The sequence below is a fragment of the Mycoplasmopsis mucosicanis genome (genome assembly GCF_006546935.1).
In the GTDB taxonomy this organism is placed as follows: Bacteria; Bacillota_I; Bacilli_A; order Mycoplasmatales; family Metamycoplasmataceae; genus Mycoplasmopsis; species Mycoplasmopsis mucosicanis.
The window spans coordinates 22,741-42,473 of record NZ_SMDN01000007.1 but is presented as its reverse complement, the minus strand read 5'-3'; the positions used below and the strand labels follow the sequence as shown (position 1 = coordinate 42,473).

General features: G+C 29.0%; 22 protein-coding genes and 4 tRNA genes. 16 read left to right on the top strand and 10 right to left on the bottom strand.

From position 1 onward, the window contains the following. Positions 1–2: 2 nt before the first annotated feature. The 6 genes from rnr (at position 3) to E1I18_RS03725 (ending at position 6,160) form a co-directional block, all read left to right on the top strand. Positions 3–2,189: a ribonuclease R gene (gene rnr, locus E1I18_RS02370; RefSeq protein ID WP_211334704.1), complete on the top strand. Its 2,187-nt coding sequence runs from the start codon at positions 3–5 to the stop codon at positions 2,187–2,189. Next, positions 2,176–2,952 carry a tRNA1(Val) (adenine(37)-N6)-methyltransferase gene (locus E1I18_RS02365; RefSeq protein ID WP_141483998.1) on the top strand — a complete coding sequence of 259 codons (777 nt, stop codon included), beginning with the start codon at positions 2,176–2,178 and terminating at the stop codon, positions 2,950–2,952. Before rnr ends, E1I18_RS02365 begins: the two co-directional genes overlap by 14 nt. A gap of 2 nt (positions 2,953–2,954) precedes the next feature. Then, positions 2,955–4,493: a methionine--tRNA ligase gene (gene metG, locus E1I18_RS02360; RefSeq protein ID WP_141483997.1), complete on the top strand. Its 1,539-nt coding sequence runs from the start codon at positions 2,955–2,957 to the stop codon at positions 4,491–4,493. Between the two features lie 12 nt (positions 4,494–4,505). Further along, complete coding sequence (locus E1I18_RS02355) at positions 4,506–4,787, top strand: putative quinol monooxygenase (RefSeq protein ID WP_141483996.1); 282 nt, start codon at positions 4,506–4,508, stop codon at positions 4,785–4,787. A 260-nt stretch (positions 4,788–5,047) separates the two neighbouring features. After that, positions 5,048–5,770: an NYN domain-containing protein gene (locus E1I18_RS02350; protein ID WP_141483995.1), complete on the top strand. Its 723-nt coding sequence runs from the start codon at positions 5,048–5,050 to the stop codon at positions 5,768–5,770. Positions 5,771–5,992: 222 nt separating this feature from the next. After that, a complete protein-coding gene (locus E1I18_RS03725; protein ID WP_170218521.1) occupies positions 5,993–6,160 on the top strand; it encodes a hypothetical protein in 168 nt (55 codons plus the stop codon). Between the two features lie 41 nt (positions 6,161–6,201). Here the strand turns inward: E1I18_RS03725 and frr are convergent, their stop codons facing one another. Further along, positions 6,202–6,753, bottom strand: coding sequence for a ribosome recycling factor (frr, locus tag E1I18_RS02345; protein ID WP_141483994.1), 552 nt, complete (start codon positions 6,751–6,753; stop codon positions 6,202–6,204). Next, the gene (gene pyrH, locus E1I18_RS02340; RefSeq protein ID WP_141483993.1) at positions 6,753–7,469 is read right to left on the bottom strand and encodes a UMP kinase; all 717 of its coding nucleotides are present in this window, start codon (positions 7,467–7,469) and stop codon (positions 6,753–6,755) included. Before pyrH ends, frr begins: the two co-directional genes overlap by 1 nt. A gap of 187 nt (positions 7,470–7,656) precedes the next feature. Here pyrH and E1I18_RS02335 point away from each other — a divergent pair, with 187 nt between their 5' ends. Continuing rightward, the gene (locus E1I18_RS02335) at positions 7,657–8,595 is read left to right on the top strand and encodes a phosphatidate cytidylyltransferase (protein ID WP_141483992.1); all 939 of its coding nucleotides are present in this window, start codon (positions 7,657–7,659) and stop codon (positions 8,593–8,595) included. Positions 8,596–8,636: 41 nt separating this feature from the next. Here E1I18_RS02335 and fba read toward each other — a convergent pair whose 3' ends face one another. The 4 genes from fba to E1I18_RS02315 all read right to left on the bottom strand — a co-directional run bounded on the left by fba (position 8,637) and on the right by E1I18_RS02315 (position 11,275). After that, positions 8,637–9,500, bottom strand: a complete 864-nt coding sequence (gene fba, locus E1I18_RS02330) for a class II fructose-1,6-bisphosphate aldolase (RefSeq protein WP_141483991.1) — start codon at positions 9,498–9,500, stop codon at positions 8,637–8,639. After that, a complete protein-coding gene (gene rpoE, locus E1I18_RS02325; protein WP_141483990.1) occupies positions 9,487–9,774 on the bottom strand; it encodes a DNA-directed RNA polymerase subunit delta in 288 nt (95 codons plus the stop codon). The genes fba and rpoE overlap by 14 nt, the downstream gene beginning before the upstream one ends. A gap of 67 nt (positions 9,775–9,841) precedes the next feature. Continuing rightward, on the bottom strand, positions 9,842–10,795 hold the full coding sequence (locus E1I18_RS02320; protein WP_141483989.1) for a hypothetical protein: 954 nt from the start codon (positions 10,793–10,795) through the stop codon (positions 9,842–9,844). A 42-nt stretch (positions 10,796–10,837) separates the two neighbouring features. Continuing rightward, a complete protein-coding gene (locus E1I18_RS02315; RefSeq protein WP_141483988.1) occupies positions 10,838–11,275 on the bottom strand; it encodes a hypothetical protein in 438 nt (145 codons plus the stop codon). Between the two features lie 176 nt (positions 11,276–11,451). Between E1I18_RS02315 and E1I18_RS02310 the strand changes: the two genes are divergently transcribed. The 5 genes from E1I18_RS02310 (at position 11,452) to E1I18_RS02290 (ending at position 14,446) form a co-directional block, all read left to right on the top strand. Further along, a tRNA-His gene (locus E1I18_RS02310) sits at positions 11,452–11,528 on the top strand. 62 nt (positions 11,529–11,590) lie between these two features. Continuing rightward, complete coding sequence (locus E1I18_RS02305; protein ID WP_141483987.1) at positions 11,591–11,956, top strand: YigZ family protein; 366 nt, start codon at positions 11,591–11,593, stop codon at positions 11,954–11,956. A 5-nt stretch (positions 11,957–11,961) separates the two neighbouring features. Beyond that, a complete protein-coding gene (locus tag E1I18_RS02300; protein WP_141483986.1) occupies positions 11,962–12,534 on the top strand; it encodes a dephospho-CoA kinase in 573 nt (190 codons plus the stop codon). Positions 12,535–12,585: 51 nt separating this feature from the next. Further along, entirely contained in the window at positions 12,586–13,560 is a 975-nt protein-coding gene (locus tag E1I18_RS02295) for a replication initiation and membrane attachment family protein (RefSeq protein WP_141483985.1), read from the top strand. After that, entirely contained in the window at positions 13,547–14,446 is a 900-nt protein-coding gene (locus tag E1I18_RS02290; RefSeq protein WP_141483984.1) for a P-loop NTPase family protein, read from the top strand. The genes E1I18_RS02295 and E1I18_RS02290 overlap by 14 nt, the downstream gene beginning before the upstream one ends. Positions 14,447–14,515: 69 nt before the next feature. Here the strand turns inward: E1I18_RS02290 and lysS are convergent, their stop codons facing one another. Further along, entirely contained in the window at positions 14,516–15,982 is a 1,467-nt protein-coding gene (lysS, locus tag E1I18_RS02285) for a lysine--tRNA ligase (RefSeq protein ID WP_141483983.1), read from the bottom strand. 227 nt (positions 15,983–16,209) lie between these two features. On the opposite strand from lysS, the gene E1I18_RS02280 reads away from it, so the two are divergent. Beyond that, a tRNA-Arg gene (locus tag E1I18_RS02280) sits at positions 16,210–16,286 on the top strand. 45 nt (positions 16,287–16,331) lie between these two features. Here E1I18_RS02280 and E1I18_RS02275 read toward each other — a convergent pair. From E1I18_RS02275 to E1I18_RS02265, 3 genes are all read right to left on the bottom strand, one after another. After that, on the bottom strand, positions 16,332–17,051 hold the full coding sequence (locus E1I18_RS02275) for an MAG0110 family membrane protein (protein WP_141483982.1): 720 nt from the start codon (positions 17,049–17,051) through the stop codon (positions 16,332–16,334). Positions 17,052–17,096: 45 nt separating this feature from the next. Continuing rightward, positions 17,097–17,171: transfer RNA gene (locus E1I18_RS02270), tRNA-Gln, on the bottom strand. Positions 17,172–17,174: 3 nt separating this feature from the next. Continuing rightward, positions 17,175–17,258: transfer RNA gene (locus E1I18_RS02265), tRNA-Tyr, on the bottom strand. A 388-nt stretch (positions 17,259–17,646) separates the two neighbouring features. Here E1I18_RS02265 and E1I18_RS02260 point away from each other — a divergent pair. The 3 genes from E1I18_RS02260 to E1I18_RS02250 all read left to right on the top strand — a co-directional run bounded on the left by E1I18_RS02260 (position 17,647) and on the right by E1I18_RS02250 (position 19,704). Continuing rightward, on the top strand, positions 17,647–18,618 hold the full coding sequence (locus tag E1I18_RS02260; RefSeq protein ID WP_141483981.1) for a ribose-phosphate pyrophosphokinase: 972 nt from the start codon (positions 17,647–17,649) through the stop codon (positions 18,616–18,618). Further along, positions 18,618–19,262: a 16S rRNA (guanine(527)-N(7))-methyltransferase RsmG gene (gene rsmG, locus E1I18_RS02255; protein WP_141483980.1), complete on the top strand. Its 645-nt coding sequence runs from the start codon at positions 18,618–18,620 to the stop codon at positions 19,260–19,262. The genes E1I18_RS02260 and rsmG overlap by 1 nt, the downstream gene beginning before the upstream one ends. Before the next feature lie 94 nt (positions 19,263–19,356). After that, entirely contained in the window at positions 19,357–19,704 is a 348-nt protein-coding gene (locus E1I18_RS02250) for an MG284/MPN403 family protein (protein WP_141483979.1), read from the top strand. The last annotated feature ends 29 nt before the right edge of the window (positions 19,705–19,733 follow it).

Here is a 19,733-nt window from a genome sequence, read left to right as displayed (position 1 = left end):
TTATGATTAAAACTGAAAAGATTTATAACTTTATTAAGTCTCGACCGGGCTGTAATTTTTTAGCAATTGCTAAAGGTTGTATGGTTCCTTTTAACAAAAATAAAGAATTAACCTTTGTTTTAAAGAAAATGATCAATAACAATATGATCGTTATGACGCGTGAACTAACATATTTTGCTATCAAACATATTGGTACCGTTGAAGGTGTTTTAAAATATGCTCAGGAAGGTAAATTTGGTTTTATTGATATTGAAAACACTGAAAATGAAGAAAAAATCTCTTGCTTCGTTGCAGCTTCAAACTTTAATAAAGCCTTATCTGGTGATTTAGTAAGAGCGCAAATTTACCAAAATTTAGATCATAATGAGCAAAAAACATTTGGTATTGTAAGTGAAATCATTGAAAGAAGTAGCAAAAAAATTGCTGGAGTTATTGAACTATTTGATGGAAATATGGTTTTTAAACCATTGAAAAGAGAACACAAAAACCTTTCATTTTCAATAAAAGAATTTTTAGTTGATGCAAGAATTGATGATTTGGTAATGGCTAAAGTAGTTTCATATCATGACGACAAGGTTGAGATAAATATCATTGAAAAAGTATCAAATACTGCTGACCCTCTTTGCTATGTAAAATCATTGCTTTCTGAACGAGATCTTCCAAAATCATTCAATACAGAAGTTGAAAATGAAGCTAATAAAATTCCTGACAAAATTGATGAAAAAGGAATGAAAAAACGTGAAGATTTCAGAAACGAACTCGTTGTCACTATTGATGGAGACACAACAAAAGACTACGATGACGCAATAAGTGTTAAAAAAATAGACAATAAATACTATGAATTAGCAGTCCATATTGCAGATGTTAGCTACTATGTTCAAGAAAATAGTGCAATAGATAAAGAAGCACTTAAACGTGGAACATCAACATATTTAGCAAACCAAGTTATACCTATGTTGCCTGAAAAATTATCAAATGGAATTTGCTCACTAAATCCAAACGAAGATAGATTCACAATGTCGGCAATAATTACTATTGATAACAATGGTAAAACAATTAATTCTAGACTTACTCAAGGAATTATTAATTCAAAATATCGTCTAACATACGGAAGAGTTAATGATTTTATTGAGAATAAAAAACGTTTTAATGATAATAATTTAAACAAAATGCTAGGTTTAGCATACGAATTAACTCAAAAAATAAGAAAAGTTAAAAATGATGAAGGTTATATTGACCTAGAGATTGAAGAACCTAAAGTAATTCTTGATGAAAATGGAAAAGTACTTGATATTGTTGTACAAAAAAATGGTGTAAGTGAAGCTATGATTGAAGACTTTATGGTTCGTGCTAATGAAGAAGTTGCAAAAATATTAACTGAACACAAGATTCCACTACTCTATCGAATTCATGACGTACCAAGTGATGAAAAAATCCAGAATTTTAAACAAGTCATGAGTGCTTTAAACATAAAAGTTGATTTAGACACAACAAACATAACTCCAAAATCATTCCAAGAAGCTATTGAAAAAATAAAAAAACAGAGATTTGATAGCTTCCTTCAAGTTATGTTTTTAAGAACAATGTCTAAGGCTATATACAGTCCTCAAAATATTGGCCACTTTGGACTAGCTTCAAAATTCTATTGTCACTTCACAAGTCCTATTCGACGATATCCTGATTTAATAGTTCACCGAGCAATTCGTGATGTTTTATTGAATAATGATCGTACAAAAATTGAACATATGAATAAAATATTGCCTGCAATAGCTGATGCAAATAGTGTTGCTGAGCAAAATGCTTTACAAGTCGAACGCGATACAAATGATCTTCTTTATGCTGAATATTTTAGAGATAAAATTGGTCAAACATTTACTTGCCAAATTGTAAGTATTGTTAAATTTGGAATGTTTGTTGAATTTAAGAACAAAACAAATGCATTGATTCATGTAAGCACTATGTGTGATGATGATTATTCACCTAATACTGAAATGACTGAATTAGTTGGAAGAGTTACTAAAAATAGATATAAATTAGGCGATAAAGTTGCAATAGTTGTTATTAAAACAGATCCTATTAATGGTAAAGTTGATGCATGTTTAGTTTCAAATTATGCTCAATATTACAAAGATTTAAAGAAAAATATATCAACTGTAAAGAAATCATTTAAAAACTATGACAAAAAATAATTTAGTTAAAAATTCATTAGGTTTTGACTCAGAGTTATTTATTTATCAGGATAAAACAATGTTCAATTACTCTGTTGATACAATTTTGCTAGGTAATTTTGTATTTTTGAACAAAAAAATAACTAGAATGCTTGAAATTGGAACTAATAATGGAGCCTTGAGTATTTTTATTTCAGAACGCAGCAAAAGAATAAAGATTGATGCTATTGAAATCCAATCTAAAGCTGTTGAATTAGCACAAAAAAACATAGCATTAAACAACAAACAAGACCAAATAAACGTAATTGAAGCAGATTTCAATGACTATTACAAACATTGTACAAAAAATGGTATTGAAAAATATGAATCGATTGTTGTAAATCCACCTTTTTATCCGCCTCAAAATATGAAATTAAGTAAGCAAATAACAGAAGAAATGTTGATTGCTACTCATGAAATAAAATTAAATCTTGAACAAATTATTCAAGGAAGTGCGAAAATTATTGAGCAAAAAGGTTATCTTACAATGGTTTTGCCTGTTGAGCGTATAGTTGATTGCTTCGCTCTACTTAGAAAATATGATTTCGAACCAAAAAGAATCCAATTTATTGTGCCTCGCATCAATGATAAACCAAAACTTGTACTCATTGAGTCCAGATATAAAGCGGGTTGAAGTGTTCATTTTTTACCTAACTTGTATCTTCATGACGCAAACGATAAAAATAATCATGACTACCTAGATGAAATCAAAAAGTTATATCAGCCACTCAAAATTAAGGAGTAAAAATGAAAAAAACCTGTTATATCACAACACCAATTTATTATGTTTCAGGACCTTTACACATTGGCCATCTTTACTCAACAATTATGGCTCGCACTATTGCAAATTATAAAATTGCTCGTGGTTATGATGTTAAATTTTTGACCGGGAGTGATGAACATGGTCAAAAAATACAGAATAAAGCAGCAAAATTCAATAAAGAACCAAAGGAATTCGTTGATGAACTAGTCAAAACTTATCAACAAACATGAAAAGATTGAGGTGTAAATATTGACTACTTTTCTCGAACAACTGCACCACACCATGAACAAGCAGTTAAGAAAATTTTTACAAAATTTCTTAATGATGGCTACATTTATAAAGGTAAATATGAGGGCCTTTATTCAGTTGAAGATGAAGAGTTTTTAACAAAAGCTCAGGCTTTAGAAATAGATTCAAAATTTTATCACCCTACTTCAAAACATGAACTTGTTCAAATGAGCGAAGCAAGTTATTTCTTTAAAATTTCAGATATGCAAGAGTGATGAATTGGATATGTTAATGAAAACACTGATTTTTTGCTCCCTTACAAGACGTTAAATGAAATTAACACTAATTTTGTATCACAAGGCCTTGAGGATTTAAGCGTAACACGAACAAATATTCAGTGAGCAATTCCGACCGAGCAAGACCCTAAACACACACTTTATGTATGATTGGATGCATTGTTTAACTATGTAACAGCATTGAAATTTGATTTAGATAGTCCTGGTCAAGATTATTTAAAATATTGAGAAAATGGTGATGAAATTATTCATGTTTTAGGTAAAGAAATCACAAGATTTCACTTTATTTATTGACCTATGTTTTTAAAAGCGCTTGGTTTAAAACAACCTACTCATATCTTGAGTCATGGTCTTTTAAGAGACAAAGATGGCCGCAAAATGTCTAAATCTCTAGGAAATGCAATTGAACCAGAATACTTATTAAAAAATTACCATCCTGAAATGATTAAATATTACTTTGCTTCGCAAATAATTTTTGGTGATGATGGAAACTTTAGTGAAGAAAAACTAAAAGAAACAATCAATGCAGATTTAGTCAACAACTTTGGTAATTTAGTTTCACGAACACTTAAAATGATTTCTAATTCATTTGACCAAGGTACTCATTTTTCAGTATCTAACGAAAAAATCCATACAAAAATTGAAGAAGAAATATGTGCTTTTCCAAACGAATTTAATGAACTAATGGACTCATTTAAAATTGACAAAGCATTCAAAAAATCTATGGAGTTATGTTCAAAACTCAATAAATATATTGATGAAACTACTCCATGAAAACTTACTGAAAATCCTGACGAGTTAAATTTAGTCTTGAACAGATTGCTAAACGGGATATATGCTGTTGCATGATCATTGCAAATTGTCTTGCCTACTAAAATAAGTGAAGTGGCTAAAGCATTGAAGATTAATCAATTTGATTATGATAAAATTACTGATTTCAAAAAATTTGACAATCATGTTTGCGAAGATAAATTCATTTTATTCAATCGTCTAAAATAATAAGGAGATCTAATGATTAGTGTAGTTATCAAAGAGTTAAAAATAAAAAAAGAACTCAAAGAGCAATTTACAACTTATATAAAAAACTGAATCTATATATCAAAACAACAGGAATTAAATTTATCAATAGATGGTTATTGAGCAGGTGATAAATTTACAATTATTGAGCGTTGAAGTTCTGAAGATAGTTTTAATAAATTTACAAAATTACCTGAATATACTGAATTTTTAAAGAAAATTGAAGAGTTTGTATTTGACTCTATTAAGGTACGTAAATTTAAAACTATAAATTAATCTATGCTTGCATTGTGCAAGTATTTTTTTTACCAAAAGTACTCAAAAACGTGTATATTGGTAAATTTTGACCTCGTCACTTTACACAATTAATGTTACAATCGCTTAGTCTAATAAAGATTAACAACAATTAATGTTATAACAATATATAATTTATATGTGTTGTAGAAGAGACAACACAAATTTATTAATCATTCGCACTCTTCAATATTCTTTAAAATTAAAAAAATGTTTTTCACACAGAAAACAAAGGATAAACTATGAATGAACCAATTAAAAGAATTGCACTTTTGATTGATTATGATAATTTTAACAATGAAGAGGATCTAGATATTCTTTTAAAGGAACTAAATAAAGAAGATCAATTAGTAGTCACTTCGATTGCTTATATTTCAAACACCGAGACAACAGGGAAAAAAACCAAGGATAAATGAATAAAATTTAATCTAACACCAAAACTATGTGTCGGTTATGGAAACAACAAAAACGTAGCTGATATTGAGATAGCAATTGACTCGATGGAATTACTAAATAAAGATTTTATAAACTCTTTCTGCTACGCCACAAATGACAGTGATTTTTCTTCAATCATTAAAAAAGTAAAATCTGAAAACAAATTTGTCATAGGGGCGAGTTCAAAAAATATGCGAGACACCTATACTTCATTGTGTGATGAATTTATAAGTGTTAATTTGATCAAGGAAGCTAAAGATAAAAAGTCTGATTTAGTCAACAAAGATATAATTGCGCTTGTTGATAAAATAAAAAACTTTTTTATTGAGCAAAATAAGCAAAACAGCAAACTCTATTTATCTCAAATTAGCGAGTTTTTGAAAAAAGATTCACGTAATTTTAACCCTAAAAATTATGGTGCATCTAATTCAAAATTGTTATCGTTTTTCGAAAAAGAATTATCTAGTTTCTTCAATGTTATAAGGGATAAAGATAATACTACATATTATATTTCAATCAAAAGCAAATAACAAAAACCTGCTAATTAAAGCAGGTTTTTTTAGATTTGATTTTTACGTATATACTCATTTTTGAGTACTTTTTGACTATTTAATGAGATAAGTTCCTTTTCTCAGCGAGCCATTGCAAAAAATGCTACAATAACATAAAAAATCTTAAATAAGGTGAAGTTATTTTGATTTGTATGAAGATATAAATACTTGTTATAGGCCAATGCATATGGAATACTAATAATGTGAATGATTATTGATAAGCAAAGCATGACTAGAATTGAAATTATCATTCCATGAGCCAACTTTGGTCGTGGTTCATTGATAACATTGCTCAAAATTATTAAAATAAGTGTTAAAACAAATGATAAACAAAAACAAATAATTGAAATAATTAGTTGTGAAAGATAGGGAATTCGTTTATTCTTCATAAAAAAAGTGTGTTTTACACACTATAAACTTGTTAATTCTTTTTCTTTTGAAGATGTTATTTTTGATATCTCATCCATCTTTGCATCGACTGCTTTTTGAATTGCATCTTGATATCTTTTTTGTTCATCTTCTGATAATTCTTCGTCTGCTTTTATAGATTTAAGAACATCTTGGCGAGCATTTCTAACACCTACTTTAGCCTGTTCTGTGTATTTTGAAAGACTTTTTACTAATTCTTTACGTCTATCAGTTGTCAATGTTGGAAATGTTAGTCTAATCTGATTGCCTTCATCCACAGGGTTTACGCCAATGTTAGCTGCTAAAATTGCTTTAGCAATGTCCTTAACACTTGACATATCAAAAGGCTTGATTAAAAGTTGAGATGGTTCAGGTACAGAAATTGAAGAAATTTCTTCAAGTGGAGTAGGTGTACCATAATAATCAACTCTAATACCTTTAACAATTTGTGGATTTGCTCTACCTGTTGATATTTTTGACAATTCAAAATTGTAATGATGAATAGCTTTTGTTGCTATTTCATCAAATTTTAATAAGTAAAGATCAAGTTCCATTATTTTTTTACCTCCGTGTACTCAATTGAACCTTCAAGGGCTCTTAAAATTGCATTTGGTTGTTGAATGTCAAACACAATTAAACTAATATTATTATCACGAGCCATTGATGTTGCAGTTAAATCCATAACTTGTAATTTTCTTTCAAGAATCTCATCATATGTAATTACGTCAAATTTTTTAGCATTTGGATTTATCTTAGGATCTGAATCATAGACACCCTCAACACCATTTTTTCCCATAAATATTGCTTCAGCACCAATTTCAGATGCATAAAGTGTAGCAGCAGTATCAGTTGTAAAATATGGACGTCCAGTACCACCAACAAAAATTACAACTTCACCTTTTTCTAAATATCTAATAGTTTTTTCATTAATATAATATTCAGCAACTCTTTCATCAATATTTAATGATGACTGAACTCTTGCTTTTAAACCTACTTTTTCAAAACCGCTTTGCAATGCTTTACCATTCATTATGGTTGCGATCATACCGATGTAATCTGCTCCATTACGAGGGATGCCATTTTTTTCAGCACTTGCGCCTCTTCAAAAGTTGCCACCACCAATCACAACACTTACTTGAACACCTGAATCAACAATTTTTTTAAGTTGTAATGCAATATTTTCTACATGGTCATAATCAATAGCAAGGCTTTTTGATTTATTTGCTAACCCTTCACCAGAAAGTTTTACCAATATACGCTTATATTTCATTCTTATATAACTCCATTATTTATCTATATTATAAAGTAAAAATTCAATTTAATATATTGTGTGTCATTTATTTTATTTTTACGTTAACACACGTTTTAGAGTAGTTTTAGTCAAATTTTTGATTTATCAGCAGTCTTATTTAATTGTTGATAAATATTATTAATGTATAATTAAAAGTGGTAATAAAATGAAAAAAACATTGATTAAAAGAGTGCTTCCAGGTCTAATATTCGCATTTATTATGCTAGCGAGTTTAATACCACTTTCAATTTTTTCGCATAAATCATTGATAGCAAGATCTTTTTCATTTGTTTTTGTATATGCTTTATTTTTTATTTGTTTATGAGAGTTCTTTAATGCTCAAAAAATAAAGTGGTATTGAGTTATAACATTAACATTGCTTTTTTCACTTACTACATTCATACCGCTCAAAGAAGTTACGATTGATTGATTGCAAATTAAACCAGAAAACAACCAAACCTTCAACGGTTATGAATACTTTCTTAATTACTTTTCAACATTAAGCAAGGACCCATTTGTAATAATATTTTCACTTGCAATCTCATTGGTTTTCTTATTAATTGAGGTATTTACTCGTACACTTATTTCAATATCTAATAGATTTATAAGATTTGTAATTTGTTTAATAACAACTTGATTTTTAGCAATATTTTTAAAAGTGTTCCATGCTGCAATTGTATATAATGGTCAATGAAAATATTGAGTTACGATTATTTTAGTTGCTACATTTGTTGATACATTTGGTTATATTTTTGGCAGTATATGAGGTAGAAAATTCATTCAAAGACCTTTTACTCCAGTTATTTCACCTAAAAAAAGTTGAGAAGGATTTATTGCTTCAATACTGTTAGGTTCTGCTGCCTCGCTGACTCTTACATTCTCATTAGGTTTATTTAATAATATTGGCGTGAAGATTTTATTTTCATTGTTTGCTCCTTTTATTAGTGTTCTTGGTGATTTATATTTCTCATATATTAAAAGAATTAATGGAATAAAAGATTACTCGAGAATGCTTTCAGGGCATGGTGGTCTTTTAGACCGTCTTGACTCAGTGTCGTTTATCAGTGTTTTAATGTATTTGATGTTCTTGATTGATTTATTGTAATGCGAAATTAAAAAATACAATGGACTAAAACCATTGTATTTTTATGCTTTATTATTTGAATTAAATTCAAGAATTTTCTCACGAACAGTTTGTTTAATTGCTTCAATACTGTTGGCCAACAATTTACGAGGGTCATAATTTTTACCTTGTAAATCTTTATCAGATTTAATAAATTCTCGCAAAGCATTGTGGAATGATAATTGAAGTTCAGTATTAACATTTATTTTAGCAATACCTAGCGAAATTGCTTTTTGAATTTGATCTTTTGGAATACCTGAACCACCATGCAAAACAAGACCAACGCTTGAAGCTTCTTTAAGTTCACATAGACGAGTGAAATTTAATGATTTTCATTCAGTAGGATACTTACCATGAATATTTCCTATTCCTGCAGCAAGCATATCAATTCCTAAATCGCTCATTTTTTTAGCATGTTCAGGACTTGCTAATTCTCCTTGGCCAACAATACCATCTTCTTCGCCGCCAATTTCGCCTACTTCAGCCTCAATGCTTACGCCTTTACTGTGAGCAATTTTGACTAATTCACTCGTTTTTGAGTAGTTTTCGTCAAAATTTAGTTTAGAACCATCGAACATAATTGAACTAAAACCTGCATCAATTGCTTTCAAGCAGCCTTCATAAGTTCCATGGTCTAAATGCAAAACAACTGGAATAGTTATTGCAAGGTCTTTAATTAACCCTTGAACCATATTGCTAACAACATTATAACCACCCATGTATTTAATTGCGCCTTCAGAAGCACCTAAAATGATTGGAGATTTAAGTTCTTGAGCAACAATCAATATTGATTTAGTTCACTCTAAATTGTTGATGTTTATGTGCGGTATAGCATACTTATTTTTGTATGCTTTTGCAATCATTTCTTTTGCATTAATTAATTTCATGATTTGTCCTTGAAGCATCAAATCCAGGTCGAATTGATCACTGACCTTCAGAATTTCTTACAAAGTTAGAATCAACTGTTAATAATCTATACAACTCACCTAGTTTATTAACTCTAAGTTTATCATATGAGATTTCTTTTTCTTGAGCTTCACTAGTTCATTTTGCAATCAATTCTTTTTCGACTTTGTCGAACAAGAAATTAAAGTCAACAAAAATATAGTCTTTGCAATGCTCATAAGCTACTTTTGATACAACATCTAACATAGTTTTCATAATAACTCCTTTATGTTATAAAATCAACATTTAATAAAATTGCAGATAACTGCAATTTTATGATTATTTAAATTACAATTTGGAATATTCCTAGAAGAAATAGTGCTAGTAAAACTAAGCAAGCAACTGCTAGGACAATTTCAGTACCTATTAATCAATATGCAACGGTTGATCACTCAGAACGATCAACATAGTGTTTTGTGATTTCTCTATTTTTTAATTCTTCACCTTTAAAACCGGCTACAACTTTTGAATATTCTTTTGATTCTCTTTCACCATCACGAATTACATAGTAAACTAAAACTGAATTTTCATTTCACTTAACCATAGTTGGAATAAACTCATATTCTGTTTCACCATGAATATCAGAAAGTTCAGTTTCACGTGGTCTTTTTAAGTTAGCATCAGTCACATAGATAATTAAGTCTTGTGCAACTCTTTCAAAATCATCAACAACATGTTCAACAGTTGCTTCAACGTTTTGTTCTGATATATGTTCACTTTCTTGCATCTCATCAGTTTTTGAAACTTCTTCAACAACTTCTTCTACGATTTCTTCGTTATTTTCTTGTGCAACCTGAACTTCTTCTTCTTTTGTGTCATCAAGAACAAATTCTTCTACTTCTTCAACTTCAACTTTTTTGGTTTTTGGTTCAGCAATATCAACTAGTTTTTCTTGATTAATAAATTCGATTGCATTTTCATCTTTAACATTTGCTTCTTCAACACGCTCAATAATTGTTCCTGTTTTTTCTGGTGTTGTTGAACCTCTAAATGCACCTTTTTGATGGAATCAAACTCGTGAATTACCTTCAAGAGTTGATGCAATCTTATTAAACTCTTCAACTCCCTCAACAAATGTTTTAAAAGTAAGAAGTTTGCTAACATTAGCACGTTTTAAGTTGAAAGAAATATTTCTATCATTATCATATTTTTCAGATAAATAAAATCTATTTAATTTTACTTTTGAAGTCGTTGTTGATTGGTTTGATTTTTCTTTTTTTGCTTTTTTTACAGGCATAATATCTCCTTAAAATTTATTTAATAATATGTAACATAATTATTATTTAGTTGGAATAACTTTTACAAATATCAATACACAAATGAGTATAACAGCAACCAATAATGTAGTAGCGATAGTTAATAAAGTAATAATTTTTGTTCTTCTTGTATCAACAAAAGCTAGTTTATGATCTTGGTCCAACATATTGTTATTAATTAAAAACTCAACACTTTGATTATCATGAACACCAATAGAAATTAAATCGTTAACATCAGATTTCAATTGAGCATAACTTAAACTACCAATAAATTTATTGTCTTCTTGGAATCAAATACGTGTATCAGGATCTTCTTTTTTTTCTGAAAATAACTGTGTAATGTCAAATAATGAACAATATTTTGATTTTTTACCAGTTAGTGCATCTTCAAGTGTAAAACATTTTTTTACTTTAGTTTTATCTGCTGAAATAATGTATTTTGATGAGTGTTTTGTGATCATTTTACAATCCTTTCATATAACTTTAATGCAATTATATATAAAATTTATATTAATAAATTAAAATATATATAAGATTATTAAATTTTATTGAATTTATGTCTTTTTCAGTTGAAAAAGTCAAAAAAAATAAAAAACTTGACAAAAAATTATTTTGTAATATAATTCAATAGCCTATGGCGACTGTGGTGAAGTGGTCTAACACAGCGGGTTGTGGTCCCGTCATTCGAGGGTTCGAATCCCTTCAGTCGCCCCATTTTTTTTATACTTTTTTTAGGACTGCTCATTTTTTTATCTTTATTTATTTATAATTTATTTATGAATTTTCACCAATATGAAATCAAGAAATCACGGTTTTATAGCATATGTGTTCCAGTATTTTCAAAAGAAGAACTTAAAAATATTCTTCAAGAAATTAAAAAACAATACAAAAAACCAGATCACATATGTTATGGATACTCATTTTTTAATGAAAATGTAATTAATGCAGGTTTTGATGATGATGGTGAACCAAAAGGAACTGGTGGTAAACCAATTAGAGATTTATTAATTAAAACTAATACTTATAATGCAGTAATTTTTGTGGTCAGATATTTTGGTGGAATAAAATTAGGTAATGGATTAGCCAGAGCATATAAAACTAGTGCAAATCTCGCACTCAAATCATACAAGGAAATAAAATAATTAAAATGATTGCAGTAATAGGAAAAATAGGGGTTGGTAAATCAACTTTTTTGCATAATTGTGGCGTCGATGAACACAAAATCTTTTTTACTGATAAATTTGTGGAAAAAGAATACCAAAAAAATGGTGTTTTATATAACGCAATTAAGTCAAAAATTGGTGATTTTTTAATTGATGATAATGGCGTATCTAAATCGAAAATTCGTGAGTGAATTAACCAAACATACTCAAATATCAATATATTAGAAAAAGTCGTAATGCCTGAAATATTTAGAGCACTAAAAAAAGGGAATTATGAGCTTGTTGAACTACCTATTTTAGTAAATGAAAATTTTGATTTTTTGCCTTTGTTTAATATGGTTTTATGCTTGTCTACAAGCGAGCAAAAAAGACAAAAAAATTTGTTAAAACGAAATGTGGATAAGTCCACTTTAAGAGCATTAGATAAGAAAAACGACACAAAAAAGGCCATAAAAGCGCTTTTTTCCAAAATACCTGTTGTGGATATCTATATGGACAATTTTGAAAGCATTGACCAAAATAAAAAAATTTTAAAATTAGTTTTGCTTATGCTCTAAAATGATTTTAAGCATGCCGAAAATGGCATACTTTTTTTCAGAGAGGTGCATATGATAAAAAACATTATTTATCCATATTTTACAGTCGAAAATTCGTCTATCATTGCTGGAGAAGATCTCAAAAATCTTCGTAAATTTTATGCACCAATTTTAGGGGCTAACGCGATCCTTTTATATGAATATCTTAGAGATCTTGCAATCCATGAAGGAAGCGATTCTGGTTTCCATGATTATGATAGTGTCACATATATGTTAAAAATGTCTTTAAAGGACTTAAATGAAGCTAGAATAATGTTAGAAGCTGTGTCTCTTTTATCAACATATATTGATAATTTCAACCGTAAAACATTTTTTATTATAGAAAAACCTCTTGATCGAAAAGGCTTTAAAACTAACTTAATTTTAGCTAACAAGCTTTTAAAAATAGTTGGTAAACAAAACTATGATCGTTTAATTGGTAAAGATAAAAATATTCCATTAACTAAAACAATTAACCTTTATGATAGTTCTGCTCGCTACGAAGATGTTTTTGATGCTGATGATGATTTCTCATTACTTGATATAGATGACAATCATATGAATAACAAAAACATAAATACACAAGAAATGAACACTTTTGTACAGGAAAAAATTGACTTAAATACATTTGAGTATAGAAATATTTATGAAGCAATTTTAAAAACTGATTCACGTGAGTTTTTTGGTCAAATACAAGGTCAAATACCAACTGAAAGTATCATAAATTTAATCAAAGATTCAAGAGAGGTAGGTTTTAGTGATCCATGTATAAATCTTATTTTCTTTTATTCAAGTGAAGTTAATGGAAAAATAAACTATCAATATGTATCTAAAATAATTCAAGATTTAATTAAAAAAGAAATATTTTTATTTGAACCGCTAGAAATATACATTGACTCGTTAATCAAACACAAAAATGGCGGACTAGTTAATAGAAAAGACCTCTACAAAGCTACATATCTTGCAGGACTTAAATTAGGAGATTCCAAATATGATGGATCATACTAATAAAAGTTCAAAGGATGATTTCAGAATTGAAAAGGTTCTCTTCAATAACGATGAACAATTCCAAAACTCTATAAAAAAAATTATAAGTACTGCACCTAAAAAGTTTGTTTCATTACTCAAAAAATTTGCAGTAACATGAGATGAACTTTATGAATTTTTGCCTGATTTTATTGACTTAAAAAACAGTATTAATGATGTTAATAAATTTCCCTATACTATTGAATTATCTAGGGTTAATGGCAAATTATGTTTCGATAAAAAACCAGTAAAAAACAAACTTACTGATATATTGAATCTACAAAAACATTTATGACTTTCTGACATTTCACCTTTCGATTCAAAATCAAAACTCAATAAAATAATAATCAAAAATAATGAACAATCACAGATGGAAAATAGAGTGAAATGTCTTTTGGAAGCATTTAAAACTAACGACGTGTATGCGCTATCTAAAGGTATTTTTGCATACTCGAACAACTCTATAACTAATTCTAAATTAGCTCAGGCTATATCTCTTGAATTCGCTGAAAGTGAAATTAATACAGTTTATTTTAAAACGCAATCGCTCTTTACATATCTTAAGTCTTCGTTTAGTTCAAAGTATAATGATGCGAAAGATATCTCACAAATTTTATCTAATGTTGATGTATTAGTGATTGATGGTCTTGGTTCAGAAACAGCTAACTCATGGTTTTTATTTGATTATTTAAGCAACATAATTGCAAATCGAATAATAAATAATAAGTTAAACATTATTTTTAGCACATTAGATATTGATGCTCTTCAGAAATATTATACTTCTCACAAGACACTAAAAGATGACATTCATAAAGCAACAATTTTAGTCAACAACATCAAGACTTCGAGTTTTATATACAATTTCTAAATTGCCTAAAAATACTCAAATACGTGTATATTGGTAAAAAAATTTCAGAAATGATTCTGAAATTTTTGTTTATTTTTTAACGCTTCTCAATGTAGGGAACAACAACACATCTCTTATCGAAGATGTTTCAGTAAGCAACATAACTAGTCTATCAATTCCAATTCCACATCCACCGGTTGGAGGCATACCATATTCAAGAGCATCGATAAAATCTCAATCAATATCGCTTGCTTCATCATTTCCGTTTGCTTTTTCTTCAATTTGTTTTTTAAAGCGATCTAATTGGTCAATTGGATCAGAGAGCTCTGTGTACATATTTGCATATTCTTTTGTATTAATAAATAATTCTGCACGTTCTGTAAATCTTGGGTCATCTGACTTAGCCGAAAGCGGAGAAACTTCAATAGGATGACCATAAACAAATGTAGGCTCTATCAACTCATGTTCAACCAATTCTTCATAAAGTGCATTAATAATGTGGCCAATCGTAAAGAATTTTTCAATTTTCACTCTATGTTTTTTTGCTACCTCAATTGCTTTCTCAATTGTTATATTTCTAAAATCGACACCTGTCTTTTCAATAACAGCATCAACCATATTCAATCTTTTGAAAGGCTTAGACAAATCAATTTCAACACCATTATTCATAAATTTATATTTGCCTAACTTTTCACAAAGTAATTTAAATAATGCTTCAGTTCTATTCATCATACCTTCAACATTTGAGTATGCCTCATAGAACTCAATTGTTGTAAATTCCGGATTATGAGTTGTGTCATAACCTTCATTTCTAAAAATTCGGCCTAATTCATAAACACGATCAAATCCACCAACAACTAATTTTTTGAGTGGTATTTCAGTTGCAATTCTTAAAACAAAGTCCTGATTTAATGAATTGTGATGAGTTGAAAACGGCTTAGCAGCAGCGCCTGAAATATAGTCATGCAAGAATGGTGTCTCAACGTCAAGATAACCCAATGAATTGAAATATTCTTTAATTCATTGAGTAATTTTTATTCTTTTAATAAACTTGTCTTTTGAATCTTCATTAACAATTAAATCAACATAACGCTTTCTATATCTTTCTTCAGCATCAACAAGACCATGATATTTTTCAGGTAGAGGTTTCAATGATTTTGATAACAATTCAATTTTTTGAACTTTAACAACAACAGCATCAGTCATTGTTTTCATCATTTCACCACTAATTCAAACAATATCACCAATATCTAAAGAACTAACTAATTCACTTTGTTCAGGTAGTTCTTTTTTGTTGAAATATGCTTGAATACTTCCATGAAAATCTTTAATTACTAAAAAAGGACCACGACGTCCAATAAGACGCCCAGATATATTTCTTATTATGTGCAGTTCGTGCAATTCTTCTTTTGTGTATTTTTCAAAATCGCTTGCAAGAACATCACTATAACTTAACTCACCTAAGTTGTATGCCTTTTTAAATGCTACAATATTATTTTGAGCATATTGAACCAGTTTGTTTCTGCGCACTTGCTCTTGTTCACTATATTTTTCCATTATTAATCCTTTATAAAAATTAACATATAATATATTTTATTTTACTAAATTTTACCAATGAATAATATGCTTCATTTGACTTACAATTTATCACTTATAATTTTAACCAAAAGTACTCAAAAATGAGTATATTAGTAAAAAATGTAAAATTAAATAAGAACTCCATAAAATATATTTTTAAAAAATATTGTTTTATTTGTAAAAAAGTATTACAATATTTAAGCAATGGTCGCGTAGCTCAGCAGGATAGAGCACAAGCCTTCTAAGCTTGTTGTCAGAGGTTCGAATCCTCTCGTGATCGCCATTTTTTTTATACTTTTTTTGTATAAAAAAAGTTGGCACACCCAACTTATTTTCTTAAAAAACTTGCTAAATATGTTATTGCATAAACAAAATCAAATGTTAATTTAAAACCAAAATATATTGAATATCTTGCAGCTAATTCAGTTGTTCTATTTTCATCATCAAGAGACTTATAATATTTATTGAATGAAAATATAAATCATCAATCAATAAACATATAAAGAATAACCAATAAAAATCCAAAACCTGAAATTATTGTAAAAATAACATTTCTATTTGATACAAAAAATGATACTACTACAAAAATTAGGAATATTGGCATTATTATAGCTATCAAAATATTAACTTTTGTGATGTTGATTTTGTCTGCTGCTGCTAATGCTCCAATCACAATCATGGCTACAGCAGGTATAAAGAATATTCCAGCAATTTTAAATGGTTCGGATGCGAATCTCACAAGCACATAACCAAGGTCTAAAAATCCAAGTAAAAATAATGAAATTGCAACAAGCGGAGCCAAAATATATGACTTCATTCTTGGACCGGCCAATAGAATAACCAATATTAAAGCGAAATCGACCACATTCGCTATAACATATCACATTATAGAAATCTGAGCAAAAGATTCAAAAAGACTTGCAAAACTTGCAAATACAATTCCACCTGCCAGTGCAATCACAATACCGATTGCAAAAGTAATTATTGAACCTGCAACAATTTTGTTTGAATTTTTTATAGATTCCTTAAAAGTTCCTGATCTAATCATGACCTTATGATACCATAAAAATAAAAAAATCGTCTTTCGACGAAATGGCTGCCCCTGTTAGATTCGAACTAACGCGTGTTGGTACCAAAAACCAATGCCTTACCGCTTGGCGAAGGGGCAAAATGGTGGAGAGGGAGGGATTCGAACCCCCGAACCGTGAGGAAGTGGGTTACAGCCACCCGCGTTTGGCCGCTTCGCTACCTCTCCATTAGCAAAAATGCATAAGTATTATACAATAATTTTTATTTTTGATAATTTTTTTCATTTTTTTGAAGCATTAATTATCTAGCTAAAAAAAATTATTGTATTAAGCATTCAAATGCATTTATTTTTTTATTTATATACAGCAAAACGCTTAAAAACAAGTTAAAGCCATAACAAAACCAATAAGCTTCCAGTCATTAAACCAAATAAATATTTTTTCGTATATTGAATGTTTGTTTTTTTTACTAAAACTACTCAAAAATGTGTGTATTAGTAAAATTTTGATACAGTATTTCACAAAAAAAATTCAAAATTGAAGTTATATTTCTTAATATTAATATGAAAAATTAATTTGATAATATAATTAAATTATATTTTTTAGGAGCAAGAAATGAAATTCGAAAACACATTACTTTTTGGTATGCCTAACTGTGCATCATTAACTGAAAAAATAGCTAAGATTCTTGGTATTCAGGTTTCTCCAGTAGAAAAAACTGTTTATGCAGATGGTGAAAGAATGTTAGTTAGCGGTACAACAGTAAGAGCAAAAGATGTTTATATTGTTGCATCAACATCAAGACCAGTAAACGACAACCTAATGGACCTATTGTTATTTATTGACTCTTTAAAAAGAGCAAGTGCAAAATCAATTACAGTAGCATTAAGTTACTATGGTTATGCAAGACAAGATAGAAAAGCAAGTGGTCGTCAACCAATTGGAGCAAAATTAGTTGCTGACTTATTACAAACTGCTGGAGTAACTAAAATTATTGCAGTTGATTTACATAACCCCGCAATTCAAGGTTTTTTCAATATTCCAATTGATGACTTGCGTGGTGCATTCCCGATTGCAGAAGCAGTTAAAGGATTAAATGAACGCTTTACAGTTGTTTCACCTGACCATGGTGGTACAATCAGAGCAAGAAAATTAGCTGAATTAATAGCTAACACAATTAAAATTAGCATAATCGATAAACGTAGAGTAGGCACAAACCAAACAGAAGTTATGGGACTTATTGGTAGTGTTGAAGGTGAAAATGCAGTTATTATTGATGACATTATTGATACTGGTGGAACAATTTTAAAAGCTGTAGATACACTTAAAAATCACGGTGCTAAAAAAATTGTTGTTGTAGCAACTCATGGTATTTTTACTAAAGGTTTTGATATCTTTGAAAACAATCCAAATCTTTCAAAAGTAATCGTAACTGACTCTATTGACAACTCAGAATTGGTGGAAAAATACTCAAAATTGCAAGTTATCAGTCTTGATAAATTCTTGGCCGGAGTTATTGCAGCTTCAATTACTGGAAAATCAGTTAGTGATTTATATGATGAGCTAACTGCTCAACTCAAAAAGTAATGAATGTAAAATTACAAAAATATTCAAATTTTATTTACCAATATAATCAAACAAAAAACATCACTGGTTTTAAAACAATAGATGAAATAGAAAAGCAAGGTATTTTAGATTCAATAAATGCTCTTGAAGCAGCAAAAAATCTTAATATTTCTATTGCAAACAAAAATGTTGCAGATATAGGGGCAGGTTCTGGTTTTCCATCTGTTCCATATTTATTGACGCATAATAATTTTTCATTGACTATTATTGAAGGCATGAAGAGCAGATGTGATTTTTTGTCTAACTTAAAAAATGAATTAAATGTTGATTTTGAAATATTGAATTTACGAGCAGAAAACACTAAAAATTTAGCAGGCAAATTTGACGTAATTACTGCTAGAGCAGTATCAAACGTCAAAAATATGTTTATGCTTACTCACCATATGCTTAAACCAAATGGATGATTATATCTCCCTAAAGGGAAAAATTATCACTTAGAAATTGACGAATTTTTAAATATATTTCCCGAACAAAAAAGCAATATAAAAATAACTCAATATCAAAATTCAAATAATGAACCCTCATTTATAGTCGCTATTCAGAAAACGACAAATACTCCTAAAAACTGACCTTTAAGTTGAAAAGCAATAAACACCACAAAGTAGCAACGCTACTTTTTTTGTTGCAAAAATACTAATTTTTTCCTTTTTTTCATTTTTCTTGAGATAAAACACAAAGTGAAGTCGGAAGGAGAAATAAATGATTCAAAACTTTCAAGACAAACATTTTGCTTCATTATTGACTGCACAACAAAGATATAATGCAGTCAAAGCGCTTGCATTACTTGATGAAGCAAACACAAAAGCACAAATAAAAAATATACAAATATTAAAATTTAAAAATTTACTTAATCAAGACACAAAAATTCATTCAAAATTCAGGGATACTATCTCATTTTTGAGCGAACCAAGTGCAATGATTATTGAAAATGAATTTATTAACAAGCATAATAGTAAAGATTGATATGACAACCACTTTTCAAAAGCTACTTATTACAAAAAACGACGCAAAGCAATAGAGGAGTTTTTGTATTTTTATCTTAACTAGTCCGCCTCAACCCCCGGTTGAACAAAAAG